The 15814-nt window shown below is 37.2% G+C and carries 11 protein-coding genes and 3 pseudogenes; 6 read left to right on the top strand and 8 right to left on the bottom strand.

The window, feature by feature from the left end:
- Nucleotides 1-131: 131 nt before the first annotated feature.
- Complete coding sequence (locus Q5794_RS06470; RefSeq protein WP_075420694.1) at nucleotides 132-875, bottom strand: LytTR family DNA-binding domain-containing protein; 744 nt, start codon at nucleotides 873-875, stop codon at nucleotides 132-134.
- A gap of 752 nt (nucleotides 876-1627) precedes the next feature.
- Nucleotides 1628-3284: pseudogene (locus Q5794_RS06465) on the bottom strand (alkaline phosphatase).
- A gap of 202 nt (nucleotides 3285-3486) precedes the next feature.
- Here Q5794_RS06465 and Q5794_RS06460 point away from each other — a divergent pair.
- Genes Q5794_RS06460 through Q5794_RS06450 form a run of 3 tightly spaced genes read left to right on the top strand, consistent with a single transcriptional unit; the run spans nucleotide 3487 to nucleotide 7244 of the window.
- A complete protein-coding gene (locus Q5794_RS06460; protein ID WP_374988901.1) occupies nucleotides 3487-5007 on the top strand; it encodes a spore germination protein in 1521 nt (506 codons plus the stop codon).
- A 14-nt stretch (nucleotides 5008-5021) separates the two neighbouring features.
- Entirely contained in the window at nucleotides 5022-6107 is a 1086-nt protein-coding gene (locus Q5794_RS06455) for a Ger(x)C family spore germination protein (RefSeq protein WP_098366634.1), read from the top strand.
- 12 nt (nucleotides 6108-6119) lie between these two features.
- Nucleotides 6120-7244, top strand: coding sequence for a GerAB/ArcD/ProY family transporter (locus tag Q5794_RS06450; protein WP_374988900.1), 1125 nt, complete (start codon nucleotides 6120-6122; stop codon nucleotides 7242-7244).
- A 25-nt stretch (nucleotides 7245-7269) separates the two neighbouring features.
- Here Q5794_RS06450 and msrA read toward each other — a convergent pair whose 3' ends face one another.
- The 6 genes and pseudogenes from msrA to Q5794_RS06420 all read right to left on the bottom strand — a co-directional run.
- Nucleotides 7270-8232, bottom strand: a complete 963-nt coding sequence (gene msrA / locus Q5794_RS06445; RefSeq protein WP_082603755.1) for a peptide-methionine (S)-S-oxide reductase MsrA — start codon at nucleotides 8230-8232, stop codon at nucleotides 7270-7272.
- A gap of 154 nt (nucleotides 8233-8386) precedes the next feature.
- Nucleotides 8387-8815: a MarR family winged helix-turn-helix transcriptional regulator gene (locus tag Q5794_RS06440; RefSeq protein WP_013082191.1), complete on the bottom strand. Its 429-nt coding sequence runs from the start codon at nucleotides 8813-8815 to the stop codon at nucleotides 8387-8389.
- A gap of 202 nt (nucleotides 8816-9017) precedes the next feature.
- A complete protein-coding gene (locus Q5794_RS06435; RefSeq protein WP_057238776.1) occupies nucleotides 9018-9518 on the bottom strand; it encodes a MerR family transcriptional regulator in 501 nt (166 codons plus the stop codon).
- A gap of 137 nt (nucleotides 9519-9655) precedes the next feature.
- Nucleotides 9656-10417 carry a phosphotransferase family protein gene (locus Q5794_RS06430; protein ID WP_251033940.1) on the bottom strand — a complete coding sequence of 254 codons (762 nt, stop codon included), beginning with the start codon at nucleotides 10415-10417 and terminating at the stop codon, nucleotides 9656-9658.
- Nucleotides 10418-10532: 115 nt separating this feature from the next.
- Nucleotides 10533-11681: pseudogene (locus tag Q5794_RS06425) on the bottom strand (ABC transporter permease); the annotation flags it as partial.
- 18 nt (nucleotides 11682-11699) lie between these two features.
- Nucleotides 11700-12437: pseudogene (locus Q5794_RS06420) on the bottom strand (ATP-binding cassette domain-containing protein); the annotation flags it as partial.
- Between the two features lie 175 nt (nucleotides 12438-12612).
- Here Q5794_RS06420 and Q5794_RS06415 point away from each other — a divergent pair.
- The 3 genes from Q5794_RS06415 to Q5794_RS06405 all read left to right on the top strand — a co-directional run bounded on the left by Q5794_RS06415 (nucleotide 12613) and on the right by Q5794_RS06405 (nucleotide 15800).
- Nucleotides 12613-13311: a LytR/AlgR family response regulator transcription factor gene (locus Q5794_RS06415; protein WP_374988899.1), complete on the top strand. Its 699-nt coding sequence runs from the start codon at nucleotides 12613-12615 to the stop codon at nucleotides 13309-13311.
- Nucleotides 13312-13328: 17 nt separating this feature from the next.
- Nucleotides 13329-14279, top strand: a complete 951-nt coding sequence (locus Q5794_RS06410; protein WP_374988898.1) for a sensor histidine kinase — start codon at nucleotides 13329-13331, stop codon at nucleotides 14277-14279.
- A 219-nt stretch (nucleotides 14280-14498) separates the two neighbouring features.
- The gene (locus Q5794_RS06405) at nucleotides 14499-15800 is read left to right on the top strand and encodes an NCS2 family permease (RefSeq protein ID WP_374988897.1); all 1302 of its coding nucleotides are present in this window, start codon (nucleotides 14499-14501) and stop codon (nucleotides 15798-15800) included.
- Nucleotides 15801-15814: the final 14 nt, after the last annotated feature.

The raw sequence follows: 15814 nt of genomic DNA, 5'->3' as shown, positions 1-15814 counted from the left end.
CTTCTATCTAACTCTCCTCATAAGAACTATATTACTATCATTTGTTCCGAAAGCAGACACATGAAATAGACGAAACTTACATAAGCTTCGTCCTTTCATCAACATAACTATTTTAGAAGCAGCAGCATTTCTTAATTCGTCATTAACTGATGCAGCTGTTTTTGAACGTCTTGGATTTTTAATTTTGAGATATGAGCATATTCATCAATTTCTAAGAAATAAACAAGATATGTTTCGTTTTTTGGTGTGATGTGCGAAACTTTCTGTAAATTTACGATATAAGACCGGTGTGTTTGACTAAATACAGAAGGATTCAAATACATATAGATATCACTAATATTTTCATATGTCTCATAGACACGTGATTGAGTGTAGATTAAGCATTTTTTCCCCGATTTTTCGATAAAAATAATTTGATCAATTGGAATGTAATAAGTAGACCCATTAAATTTTACAGGCAGTCTCTTTAATTGATTACTTGGCTTTTTTGACTGATCTTTATCCATTCCGATGGAGTTTTTTGCCCGCTCTAACGCCATATAAAGTCTGGTTTTCTCAATCGGTTTTACAATGTAATCCAGTGCTGACAACTCAAATGCCTTCACAGCAAATTCATCATAACCGGTGATAAAAATGAAGTTTAAATTCGGCTTAATGCGCAGGCACTTTTTTATTGCATCTACACCGTTAATCGTAGGCATATTAATGTCTACGAGCAAAAGGTCTGGACTCTTAGCCATCACTTCCTGTACAAGCTGCTCTCCGTCTTTGCAGATGCTAATCACTTCAAATTCCGGAAGCTGCTCTATAAAATAATCTAAAATTTCAACCGAATCTTCGTTATCATCGGCAATAATTAAGTTAATTTTGTTCATCCTGACTCCCCTAGGATACAATGTTAAAGTATAATACGAACTATTGCCCATTCTGTTTTATGCATGTCTACACATCGTTATAGTGTTTTTATGTTGAGATGAATGATCTACACGGACGCTAATCGTTAATGGAACGCACAACGATTGTTCATGGGGAATATTGCAATAATTGTAGGTTTTCTAGAAGAAGACTTAAAAACCGTTTATCTATTATCATTTATTTTCCTAACAATGATTTAATACCCTTTTTATAATCTGTAAATCAGCATGCCAAAATCTTTATTTAACATTTTCAATAAAGGTGGCACGCTCCTTTCAATCATATTATTTTCTCTTACTATTAAAACATGTTCTATGCTCTTTCACCCATACTTTTATTAATTTTTTTACTTTTTATTCAAGGTAATTACTTACATATTATCCTTAATAATCATGACTTTGTGATTTCATCCAAAAGAATTTATGTATTTTTTATTCATTTTATTATAAAAATTCTAGCATACAAAGTTATGAACTTACATATGTATTCCGAACTAGTTCCTTTTAAAACTATGATTATTATACCATTTCATAGTATAAATCACATATAGTTAAACGTGAAGACTTTCCATTCCTTTAAGTGTTCAAAACTATTTATTTGTAAAATAAATCAATTCATCCCTCTATAAAGGCTACATACACCTAATTAACCAGCTATTATTTGTAAAAAAACAGGCCTTAAGTTATAACCAGGCCTGTTTTGCATTCATTTCTTATTTTTCATTTGTTACAATTTGCTGTGCTTGTTTCGGTACAAAGAAGCGATTCTTTTTATCCTGTACCACCACGCTGTCCATTTGAATTTCTCTTCCATTTACAATAGCAATATTTTTATTTACTGGGAAACGTACCGTTCGCTTATTGTTTGTAACAACCAGCACAGGGTTGTTTTTGTCTTTTGAGTCAACCGCTACCTTTGAGCCTTTAAAAGCTTTATTTGCTTCAATAAATAATTCGTTTGTTAACTTATTTAAGTTAATATTCATTGATTTAGCCATATGTTTGGCAATCTCCGTATTATCAAAGTGCCCCGTTGGTCGATTTAAGCCGTACGAATACAGAAATACATCCTCACCCGTATGACCGCCCGTTGTGAATCCAAGGTTTGCTCGGTTGGCTAATAACTTCGATAGTGTAGCACTGATTTCTTTTTTATCTCTTGCTTTAGTCAGCTGCGCTTTTTCCTCTGAAGTTAGATTTGACAAACCATACAACGCAGCTACTTCTTCTTTATTTGATAAATTCTTCTTTTAATTTAGACGTAGCACCTTCTAACGTCATTTTTGCTTTTTTTAATGGATCAATATAAGCAGAAACAGGTGTGGTATCGTATCCTTTTGTTGTATTTGCATTACCGATTGAAAGACCGCTGTTTCCGTGATCGGCAATCGCAATAACCATCGTATTTCCATCTTTTTTAGCGAACTCTACTGCTTTGCCCACTGCCTCATCAAACGCTAATACATCGCTAATCATTCCTACTGGATCATTCGCATGAGCTGCCCAATCCGTTTTGCTTCCTTCAACAAATAAGAAAAAACCGTCCTTATCTTTGGATAGTGTTGTTATTGCTTTATTTGTCATCTGGGACAACTTTGGCTGTTCTGCTTTTGTCTGCGGTCGGTCCATATCATACGCTAAGTCTCGGTCGGCGAAGCTCCCCCAGATTTTTTTGGCGCGTGACTGCTCTAATTCCTTTTTATTTTCTACAAAGTCATATCCTCTTTTATTCAATACATTGACTAAGTTTTCACCGTCTTTCCGGCTTTTTTCTTCTTTTCCCGGAAGAAGAGATTGCTTACCTCCTCCAAGCACTACATCAATGTTTTGATACACTTGCTGCTCCGCTAGCGTTTGAAAATCATCACGGCTATAGTTGTGGGCTGAAAAACCAGCTGGTGTGGCGTGCTGGATTTCAGAAGTAGCCACAATTCCTGTCGCGCGCCCTGAAAGCTTTGCTCCTTCTAGAACGTTTGCTACGGGACGAAATTGATCTTCTTTTTTTACGGATTTAACCCCAGGTGTATTCACTACTGAAGGGAGCACACCTACATAACCTGAATTTGATTTATTTCCTGTTGCTAAAGCAGTAGCTGCCGGAGCGGAATCTGTAATAGCAGATTCTGCCGAATACGCACGTACTCCCCCGGCCATCAGCTGATCCATATGTAACGGTTTTCCCTTGTACCATCTTGCGAGTGTAGTAGCATTTGAACTCGTCCCGTCCATTACCATCATAATGACATTTTGAGGTTTCTTAGCTGACTTATGCTCCACTTTTGCTTCCGTTTGAATAAGTGAGTTTCCTACACCAAACGAGGCCAATGCTACTGCTCCTGCCAGTGTAATACCTGCTAATTTTTTCTTCATATAAATGTACCCGCTCCTTTATGTAATTTTCTTTGACCTATCTAAAGTTATCATTCAAACGTAAATCCACTGTTTACCCACTGTAAAAGAGTGTAAAGTTTGTCTTTATATTCTTCCTTTCTTCTTAAGAAAAAATAGTCGAATAAAAAGGGAGTACATGAACAAACTACCAGTAATAGAAAGTCATGCGAGGGGCACGGTTATGTTTAAAAATTTATTTAAAAGAAAAAATGCAGATGATCAGCCCAAAAAATCATTGGATGAACTGATTAACCAATTTAAAAAATCAAGTGATTTTACAACATTAGCCATTGGCTCGCAGCATCGAAAATACATCATTACTTATTTTAAGCAGCTGGTCAACATGCAAAGTGTTGAAGATAAAATACTTGAACCTTTTCAAAAATTAGACTTCACGTTAAGCAGTATATATGAAGTTGAAAATGTTCTGCCGATTGAAGATATTTCCGTTACAAAAGATACAAAAGAAATTTTAGAAAAGATGCTGCGCGGCTATGTGATGTTTCAATTGCATAAAGACGATAAGCTAGTAGCTCTTATTAAAGTTCAAAGCTTTGATACAGGGTTTCGAAAAGAAAATGAAACAGAAAATGAGTTCAGCGTCGTCGGTCCTAAAATTGGTTTTGTGGAGGATTTAGATGTCAATCTCTATTTAATGAGAAAAACGGTCATTTCCGAAAATCTTATTTTTAAAGAGCTCACCGTAGGAAACAAATCAAAAACACGCGTCGTTCTTGTTTATTTAGAAGGCGTAACGAACCCTCAGCACGTAGACACCATGACGCAGCGCCTTGAAGATATAGATTTTGACGTCATTTTTGATAGTACAATGCTTGATCAATTAATTTCCGATAATTCTTCTACGGCGTTTCCGCTCTTTTTAACAACAGAGCGCATTGATCGTGTCCTGTTTAGTCTGTTGAATGGGCAAGCTGCCTTCTTTTCGAGCGGTTCCCCATACGCAGTTACGGGACCGTCAACGTTGCTTGACTTCTTCATTTCACCTGAAGATTATTATTTACCGTGGGTTCTAGGTTCATTTTTCCGAGTTATTCGTATTTTAGGCGTCTTTTTCTCTATTTTTGCTACGCCTCTTTATGTAGCCATTGTTACATATCATTATGAGATGCTTCCAAAAGATCTTCTGGGGCCTATTATCTTTTCAAGGACAAACGTTCCTTTTCCACCGGTCATCGAAGTACTTTTTTTAGAAATCACTATTGAACTGCTTCGAGAAGCCGGAGCCAGGCTTCCCACAAAAGTAGGGCAAACGCTGGGAATCGTAGGCGGGATTGTTATTGGGCAAGCAACAGTCGAAGCTGCGCTAACAAGCAATATTTTGCTTATTATTGTTTCACTGACAGCTTTAGCTTCTTTTACAACGCCTATTTTTAAAATGTCTAACACGATCCGACTGCTACGTTTTCCGTTTATTTTGTTTGCCACTGCGTTCGGTTTAGTCGGCATCACATTTGGCTTTTGTTTCTTGCTGGTTCATTTGCTTCGCTTAAAATCTTTGGGCATGCCTTATCTTGTTCCGCTTTTTCCGTTTCGTCCAACAGAGTATAGAGATACCTTTCTGCGCTTGCCCTATAGTCATACGTCCAAGCGCCCAAGCTACTTGCGCCCTTTAGAGCGCTTCCGCTATAACCCAAATAAAGCAAATAAGATGAAACGAAAAAGTAATTTAGACAATGAGTAAAGCGGGGAAACATCATGAAAAGAATACTTATTTTATGCACTTGCCTTACTTTCTTAACGAGCTGTGCAGACCGTGAAACGATTGACGAAATTCAAGTAGTCAACTCCATAGGATATGATTATATCCCTCAAAGCAATAAAGTCAGAGGAACTATTTTATATCCTATCTATAAATACGGGCCAACGGAAGAACCAAGTATTATTGCGGCTACTGCTAATTCATCATTTGATATTCCACTTCGTTTAAACAATAAATCCTCTCTTCCGGTCGCTTTTGGGCAGCTGAGGAGCATCGTCATGGGAAAAGAATTCGCAACACATGGAGTAGATGAATTAGTAAATACGATTGCTAGAAACCCAGACCTTGGACGTAATATTAAATTAAGCATTGTAGACGGAAACGCACATGAATTATTGAGCTCCGTTACAAAAAAGAAGATTAAGGACTATCAGTTTATTTCTAATTTGGTTGAACAAAATATCAAAACAGAAAATCTTCCTAACACCAATTTACAAATCTTTTTATTCAGCTTTTTTAGCGACGATCGCGACCCGTATCTTCCTGTTTTAGCTCAAGAAAAAGATGCTATTAAATTAAAGGGGCTGGCACTTTTCAAAGATCAAAAAGTTGTTACCACCATCGGAATGAAAGAAACGTTTTTATTTAAGCTGCTAACAAGCGGAACAAAGCACGGCCGCTACTCAGTAAAAATTAAAGATAACGACCGTAAAGGCGAAATTATACTGCAGAACTTGCGTGCCAAAACAAAGTATGAAATTAAAGGAAATCATCAACATCCAAATATCGTTGCCCACTTAACGATCGATGGCCTTGTAAAAGAGTTTCCCGGATGGATAGACTTGACAGACCCCGCTAGTATTAAAATGGTTGAAAAAACGCTTCAAAAAGATATTGAAAAAGATGGGAATGCCTTTATTAAGAAACTTCAGCAGCATAAAATCGACCCCATTTGTTTTACAGATTATGTTCGAAGTAAAACACGCGGGTTTAACAGCGAAAAATTCAAAGCGCAATATCCGGATATGAATATTGAAGTAAAAGCTCGCGTTCACCTTATTCAAACCGGGATTAGCAACTAGGAGGAAGAAAAGATGCATAATACAATTAAAGAAGAAAATCAAGTATCCCCTTCTTTTCTTTTTTTCTTAGTGCATTCTACGCAAATCGGCGTTGGTATACTAGGGTTTCAGCGTTATATTATTAAAGGAGCTGGATACGAGGCTTGGATATCCATCTTTCTTGCTGCAATTAGCGTCTGTATTTTACTAGCCATGATTTTTAATATTTTGACCCGTGAAAACAGCGATATTGTTGATATTCACCGGTTATATTTCGGGAAATACCTCGGAGGAGCTTTCACTCTTGCCGCTTCCATCTATTATTTTATCTTTGCACTAACGATTTACCGAACATACGTAGAGATTTTACAAATATGGATGTTTCCACAGTTAGAAACATGGATCGTATCACTTGTATACTTGCCTATTATTTACTATACAGTTTCTGGTGGGTTTCGCGTGATCACTGGAATTGCTTTTTTGGGGGTTATGCTTCCCTTGCCTCTCGTATTTGCATTGATTTATCCATTAAAATATGGGCACCTTAATAATTTATTTCCTTTGTTTGATCACACAATATGGGAATTTTTAATTTCAACTAAGATGATGACCTTTGATAATTTAGGATTTGAATCCGTGCTTTTTTTCTATCCTTTTATAAAAAATGGCGCTACTAGCCAAAAGTGGGGGCAATATGGCGTCTTGTTCAGCACTTTTTTATACTTGTGCACAGCATTAGTGTCATTTGCTTACTTTAGTCAAGGACAGTTAGCTCATACCATCTGGCCAACTTTAACGATGGCTAAAATTATTGAAATCCCATTTTTACAGCGTTTTGAATATATTTTAATTTCTCTGTGGCTTTTAGTCGTTCTTCCTACTATTGCTGTCAGCGTATGGTGTACAATTCGTGGATTTAGTAAAACATTTAATAAGCCGCCTACGATTTTTCTCATATTAGTTCTTATTGCCCTTCTTGGTTTTTCTATTTTCTTTGATGATCGGGAAACCATCGATCAGCTTAATACACGATTATCCATGACCGGCTTTTACTTTATTTATGGCTACATTCCTTTCCTTTTTCTCTATAGCCTCATTCGAGCCAAAATAAAACAAAAGAAAGCACAAAAAGAAGAGCGTGAGCCAACTTTAAGTTGAATCACGCTCTTTTTTTCATATTATTTTATTTGTTAAATAAAACAGCGTATTCCCCGTATCCTTCTTTTTCTAAATCTTCCTTCGGAACAAAGCGAAGAGCTGCTGAGTTGATGCAGTAACGCAAGCCGCCTGCATCTTGCGGACCATCATCAAATAAATGACCTAAATGAGAGTTAGCCGTTTTGCTTCGTACTTCTGTACGAACCATATTATGACTAACGTCCATGTTTTCTTTTACTTCATCTTTATTAATCGCTTTTGTGAAAGACGGCCATCCGCATCCGGCATCATATTTATCAGTTGAACTAAACAACGGCTCTCCTGATACGATATCTACATAAATACCATCTTCTGTATGATCCCAAAATTCATTGCGAAACGGAGGTTCCGTTGCGTCATTTTGAGTAACTTCATATTGAATAGGCGTTAATGTCGTTTTCAGCTGCTCGTCGCGTCCAAAGTCTTTCCAGTTTTCTTTAATAAAACGATCACGTCCAGACCCGCGTCGATACATAGCATAGCGGAATTTATTTTTCTTATAGTAACCTTGATGATATTCTTCCGCTTCATAAAACGGTTTTGCCGGTAGAATTTGTGTAGCAATCGGCTCAGAAAAACGGCCGCTTGCTTCTAATTGTTGCTTAGATTCTTCAGCTAGTGTCTTTTGGTATTCATTGTGATAAAAGATAGCTGTTCGATACGAGTCGCCTCGATCGGCAAATTGTCCGCCTGCATCCGTTGGATCAATTTGAGGCCAGTATAGTTCCAAAAGCTTCTCATATGGAAAAACTTCTGGGTCAAATGTAATTTGGACCGCTTCATAATGGCCCGTTGTTTCTGAGCATACTTCTTTGTACGTCGGGTTCTCTTTGTGACCGCCTGTATAGCCAGATACAACTTTTATAATGCCTGGCTGTTCGTCAAATGGCTTCACCATACACCAAAAACAGCCTCCGGCAAAAGTTGCTACTTCATATTGTTCTGTCAAAAAGATGACCTCCTTCATGTGTTCTTTCTATTATTATACGCTGATTTTATGTTCTCACCAACTAACTTGCCTTTTATACTCTTTGCGTTTTAAAACAAAAAAAATAATCAGTGAAGCTCATACTCACTGATTATTCTTCCGTATTTAAAGCGCTTTATTTTTGATCGCCTTTAATTTTGTGAAACAGTTTATTCACCGTTTCAATTTCTTTATCTGTAAAGTGCTCAAAACGCTCAAGGAAATAGGCTCGTTTCTTCTCTTGAATAGCATTAAAAATATCCTGTCCTTCCTTGGTCAGTTCAATATCAATAATACGCCGGTCGTTTTCAGACCGTTTGCGTGCAATGTAGCCTTTTGATAAAAGCAAGTCGGTTACCGCCGTAATGTGGCTTGCTGACACTTGAAGATACTTTGATAAATCAGTTGATCGCTGCCTGCCGGAGTCAACCAGCATACGAAGCACCATAAATTCATTTGTTGATAGCTCTGAATTGTATACTTCATTAATTTCTTGGCGAAGCTGTCTGAACACAAAGCGAAACAGCGTCTCCATTTCTTGAACGAGCTCTTCTCTTTTTTTCACTTGTCACTCTCCTTATCGCTATCACATGATAACGAATATGTATTTACGAAAGTATTTCACTTTCTTAACTTAATTAGTTTTATCAAATTACTAAGCGTTTCGTCAACTATTATTGAGATTTTTTTCCACAAATCTGTACGAATTGATGTATTTTTCATAAAATTCCATAAAAAAAGCAATTTACCGTTATGGTAAATCGCCGCTAGTAGCTAAAAATACCGGTTAAAAAGCTTCTCCATCTCGGAACAGGCTTTTTGGCTTTTAAGCTATCTTCACTTTTTAACTGACTTTCAAGTTCCACTACTCGATTTTCTAATTTCGTAATAACTTTATTTAATCGATCGATTTCTGAACGATGCTCTAAAATTTGAAAGGTCACTACTTCTCCCGCTTTTTCTTCTGTACGCTTTTCATTTTCAATCAGCCTTAAAAAAAGCTGATCAAGCTGCTTTTGCATGTCTTGCGCACGTTCATCAGATATAACGACTTCCTCTTTTTCTACTACTTTTTCTACCACTTTGACGACGGCTTGACGATTGCGGTTTTTTTGAAAGTTTCTAAGTGCTTCAATATTTTCTTCTGTAAACTCACAGTGTCCCGATTCATTTCTCTCTAGCTCGATATCCGCCATTTTGACCCACTTTAATACCGTACTTGGATGTATTCCCAGCGCCTTTGCCACATCTACCGTTTTCATCGTCATATTCCATCCCTCCATTTTTTTCATTTACTAGCCATTTCGAGAGAAATTTTTAAATCCCTTCATACGTGACAAAACTAGTATGAATTCGTCAAAGAAAGCGGACGTTCAACAAATGAAGAAAATGATGTCACTATTCCTTAAAAAAACTCGTATAAACCTTCTGCAAAATAACAAAATTCGTTCTGTGAAATCTGCTTGCCATATCCCTTAAAAAAAGATGCGCGCTCTTTACCTGTAAAGATTCCGTCTTCAAAGCGCACAGCAAGAGCCATATCATAACGAGCATCTCCGCAGGCTCCTCCGCTCCAGTCAATAACAGCTGCTATCTGACCGTCATGTACAAGCACATTATCAATCGAGTAATCTCCATGAATCAGCACCTCTTTCCTGCATATCATGTGTTGGTCCTGTAATTGTTTTAACAGCTGTTGGTTTCCGTCTACCTTATAATGGGTTAAATTGTACTGTGCCTCTTGCAGCATTCGATGGATCCATGGCTGCTTACTCACTAGCGGTTCTGGACACTCAGCATCGTGAATACGAGCAAGCAGACGCCCCATTTCGCAGACAACGTACTCGCGCTTTTTTTCATTACCTTCTTTCTCTAAATACTCTCTTACAGTCTTTCCTTCAAAAAACTCTAGCAGCAGCCAGCTCTGCTCTGCTGTTTGAACGAATTTATAAGCTCTCGGACTTTGAAAGCCTTCCAGTTCCTGTATATGATCCAATACATAATATTCCTTATATAACCATTTTCTGTACTTTTCCCTTTTTGCCCGCTTTAAAACATATCTCCCTTTAGCGGTATGAAGAATACCAACATCCGATGTACACCCTTGCTTTGGAAACGTCAATTTTTCGATTTTCCCGCAGGAGTCTCCGTCTTTCCCTCCAATCAACAGCTAGAAGCAGCTAACTACATACGTAAAACCTACGCTCACCATACCATTGAAAAAATCCGAACGATTACTCGTTCGGATCTTCCTTCAACTAAAATACTTTTGTCCCAACCTCTTACCCTTTACCAAGTACCCAACGGCTTTTGCTAAACATCGTATAACCAATCGTAAATAAAACAACTGTACAAACCGACAAGCTTCCTATTGTATAGGCAAGACTCTGCATGTCATAGACACCGTAGAGAAGCTGTTTCATAAGTGCAAATACGTTATAAATAGGAATTAAAAATCCGCTTGGCTGCAGTTCGTGTACGGATTTTCCCATCAGTAAAAAGTATGGAAGTATCGCTACCATCATAATTTGGGATGTGTAGCTTTGCGCTTCTTTAACCGAACTTGCTAAAAGGCTAAGAATACATAATACCATAGCTCCTAGAAGCGCTAGCAGGGTAAGGGTGACTAAAAACGAGAAGATAAAGGTTGTAAAATGACCGTTGAGCTGCAGTGCATCATTTAATACGGTTGTTAAATAACGTACAGACAAAACAAATGTAAATGTGGACAAAAGACCGCTCAATATACCAAATGTAGAGATAGTAAGCCATTTCCCAATCAATAATTGCGTTCGTTTTACAGGAGACATCAATAAAGCTTCCATTGTTTTCCGTTCTTTTTCACCTGCAAAAATATCATTGGCAGAAGGAAGAATGCCACCTAAAACGCCCATAATGATAATCATTGGCGCAAACATCGCAACCATTGTTAAAGAGCCGTCATCTTCCTTAGATACTCCTTTTTCAATCACATTAAACGGAGCCATCGTTTGACTATTTACATTTAGTTGGTCTAAGCGTTCACTAACTATAGCTTCTCGATGTTTATTCAGTATATTTTGTATATACTCTGCGGTAGCGCCTGAGTTCATACTGGATGAATCCGTATAAACAGTAACTTCTGGCGATTTCATCTCACGCACTTCTGAAGAAAAATCGTCTGGTACCTTTAACGCCGCTAATGCTTTCCCTTGTTCTACAGCACTGAGTGGATTTCTGCTTTCAATTACTTTAATATTGTCATCGTTTTTTAACCAGTCGATCACACTGGCATCAGAATTCTTTGTAACAGCTACAGACATGGAGTCTGTTTGATCACTAGCCATCATTTTGTCTGCAAAAAAGATAATCCCTACATTTAACAAAATCGGAATCAATACGCTAAAGATAATCGTTTTGCGATCTCGCAAACAATCAATTAACTCTTTTTTATAAATGTGCCAAATCATATTAAGCCCCCTCACGATACGCGACATAAAGATGTAATTTAAGTCTGTACTTTCCTCTTCTTTATACAATTGTTCATTTGTTCCTTGATAAATCATTTGTCCTTTATGGATCATGATGATAGACTGACACAGCATCTCCACTTCTTCCATAATGTGACTGGAAAAAATAATCGTTTTTCCTTCTCTTTGCAGACTTTTAATAAGTTCGCGAAACATGTTTGCGGATGTAATGTCTAATCCTGTAGTCGGCTCATCAAATAGGATAACGTCCGGGTTATGAAGAATAGTGCGTGCAATGGCTACTTTTTGACGCATTCCTTTTGAAAAGCCTCCGACGTGGCGATCCAAGTAGTCTTTCATTCCAAAACGTTTGGCCAGTTCCTCAATCCTTATCTTTGTTTCATGTTTGCTCATGCCATAAAACTTTGCAAAATAAGCTAAGTTTTCACGAGCTGTCAAACGGTCGTATAAACCTGTTTCACCGCCAAAAAGCACGCCAATTCTTTGTTTTATTTTATCGGGCTGTTTATGAATGTTAATTCCGTTCACAAATATATCTCCTTCTGACGGTTCTAGCACAGTCGACAACATACGTAAAAGGGTTGTTTTCCCCGCTCCATTTTCACCCAATAGCCCTACAATTTCTCCTTGTGCGATGGTTACATGAATATCTTGAACAGCTGCAATTGTTTGCTTTTTCTCTTTAAAATATTTCGTCACACCTTTGATTTCAATCATATCCGCTCTCCCCTTTTACTGTGATTGACTATATCTTAGCTTATTTTTCATACAGCATCTTCCATCTTGTCATAAAGAGGGTTTTTTATGTCGCGAAACGTCCTTTCCATCTTGTAAATCATGGTAAAATAGTGTGGTAATATCCAATAGAATGAAACAAAGAGGGTTTTTATTTATGAAGGTAGGATTAGTGGACGATCATTCATATGATTTAGAGAAATTGAGGATTTCTTTAGAAAGAGAAGATGATATAGACATACTTTTTTCGACTAGCAGCGCGGAGGAAGCTTATAACGAAATTAAAAAAAATGAAATTGATTTATTAATTACAGATATTGAAATGCCAAAGCTATCAGGTTATGAGCTTGCAGACTTTATCAATGCTTACGCACTTGATATTCAAGTCATCTTTGTCACTGGGCACAGCGGCTTTGCCGTTCATGCATTTGAACTCAATGTTTTAGACTACATTATGAAGCCTTATTCTAAAGAGCGTCTGTTAAAAGGCATTCAGCGTTTTCATCAAAAAAAACAATCAACTGACACAAGAGATAAGCTTATTTTAAAACAAAAAACCGAAATGCAAGTGCTGAACAAACAAGATATTATATTTGCAGAACGAACAGGTCGCTCTACCACAATCATAACGACACATGGAGAATTTAGTACCTATCAATCATTAAACGAAATTGAAAAAGAATTAACAGCGAGTCATTTTCTAAGGTCTCATCGAGCTTTTATTATCAACATTTCCTATATTCAAAATTTCTCCCTGTATACTAAGCACTCCTACTCAGTGATGTTTCAAAGCACCGAAAAAACAGCTTTAATCACGAAAACAAATTTAGACATCTTGCAAAAAGAATACTTTTAAAGGAGGGACTATCTCAAATGAAACTATTTTACACACTAGTTTTACTAACTGTTTTCGTGCTCCTCTTTTTTAAAGACCTGCCTGTTAGTTTACATCTCCTACTTAGTTCTTTTATAATTAGTTCATTTTTTATATGGAGAAAGAAATATCAAACAGCTCCTTTAATAAATATAAAAAAAGCAATCGTAATGACGTCTTTTTTCCTGCTTTTATTTAGCCTATCTTCACCTTTTAGTATTGGCCTAACCGTTATCGCAATGATTGGTTACATGACCGACATGTTTTCGTCTTATCAACAATACATATTTGTAACCAACCGGGAAAGCAGTGCTTCACGTGAAATTCAAAAAAACAATGAGCTTTTTCAAGCGTTAAGGGCTGAAAGACATGATTTTATTAAGCATGTCAGTGCCGTATCCTATCTTCTAGAAACAAATCAAAGACAGCAGGCACAAGAGTATATTCAAGATTACGTTGAAGCTTTGAATGATACCCATTCATATATTCAAGGTGAACATTCTCACGTTGCTTCTGTTGTACATCAAAGCAAGAATCAAGCACATACGTGGGGAATACATATGAATGTTCAATTAGATTCACCGTTATCACAGCTGCCTTTAAAGCACCTTGACCAAATGAATCTCATCATGAATTTACTGCATAATGCTTTAGAAGCCGCCCATTCTTCTGAGAAAAAAGAGATAACCGTTTCGAGTATGATTCGAAGTGGCATTTACATTTTAGAAGTCAGCAATTCTACCGCTCCTTTATCACGAGAGCGTCAAGATCACTTGTTTACTTCTTTTCATGTTACAGAAAAGAAAGAACGCCACGAAGGCCTTGGCACGTGGATCATTTCTGAACTTGTTTCCAACTACCACGGACGCTTGGAATATACGTATCACGATTTAACTCTTTCCATTAAAATAAAATTTCCAATAGTCGTTGCCTCAAAACAAGCAACATAGCCGCTGCAGCCCAAGCGGCTTTTTCTCGTATGAGCCTCTTCTATACGCACACACTATAAAAAGCACCGAAAAAAAGAAATATTTCACACTTGTTTTAGCTCTTTTATCGTCACTTTTTTAGTTTTTGTTTTTTTATATGCAAATCTATTGCATTTCAAGTAAAAAACGAATATTATATATCATGTTGCTTTTAATGTTCGTTATTTTTGGAGGTTACTCATGTTTAAGTTAAAAGAATATAACACGGATGCTAAAACGGAGATTTCAGCTGGTATTACAACGTTTTTAACCATGATTTATATCGTCATTGTGAACCCAGTTATTTTGTCCAGCGCCGGCGTTCCTTTTGATCAAGTATTTACAGCTACTATTATTTCAGCAGTCGTAGCTACGCTATGGATGGCTCTTGCAGCTAACTATCCAATCGCTATTGCTCCCGGTATGGGAATGAATGCATACTTTGCTGCTTTAGTTGTTGGTTCAAATGGAAGTATCGACTATGCTACTGCTTTTTCAGCTGTATTCGTAGCGGGTATTATCTTTATCATCCTATCGTTAACATCGTTTCGTGAAAAATTAATTGAAGCTATTCCAAACAATTTAAAGCACGCGATTAGTGCTGGTATCGGTTTATTTATTGCTTTTATCGGGCTTCGTTCAGCCGGTATTATTGTTGCAAATAAATCAAATTTAATTGGACTTGGTGATTTGCAGTCTGAAAAAGTAGTTTTAACACTGATTGGACTTGCGATTACAATCATTTTATATACGCTAAATGTAAACGGCGCTTTATTCTTCGGTATGATTATTACGGGATTAATTGCTTTCTTTAGAGGACAGCTTTCATTTGATAAAGGTTTGTTTGCTTCTCCTCACCTTCCAGACGGCTTAATGATTTCAAATCCTTTTGCTGCTTTTGGAGATGTTATTCATCATGATTTGTACACAGTTGTTTTTTCTTTCTTACTTGTTACAATTTTTGATACAACAGGTACAATGGTAGGAGTAGCTCAACAGGCCGGTCTTATGAAAGGTAATAAGATGCCTCGCGTACGTCAAGCATTGCTTGCTGACTCATTTGGTACAACGATTGGAGCTTTATTTGGTACAAGCCCAACAACGGCTTACGTTGAATCTTCATCTGGCGTAGCAGCAGGCGGACGTACAGGTCTAACAGGTGTGACGGTAGCCATTTTATTTATTGTTGCAGCGTTCTTTAGTCCGGTTGTAAGCTCGGTTTCTGGCGTAGCAGCTATTACTTCACCTGCATTAATTATTGTCGGAAGCTTGATGATGGGTGCTGTAGCTAAAATTAATTGGAATGACTTTAATGAAGCGTTCCCTGCCTTTTTAGTTGTTCTAGCGATGCCTCTTACATCAAGTATTGCAACAGGAATTGCGCTTGGCTTCATTTCTTATCCGTTAATGAAGCTGGTAAAAGGAAAAGGCAAACAAGTCCATCCGCTTGTGTATGTCTTTGCTGTTTTATTTCTCTATCAGCTCATCTTTTTACCGCATTAAAAAAGCTTGGAGAT

It is taken from the genome of Priestia megaterium (assembly GCF_041941685.1).
Taxonomy (GTDB): Bacteria; Bacillota; Bacilli; order Bacillales; family Bacillaceae_H; genus Priestia; species Priestia megaterium_C.
This window is presented reverse-complemented; position numbering and strand designations above follow the sequence as displayed.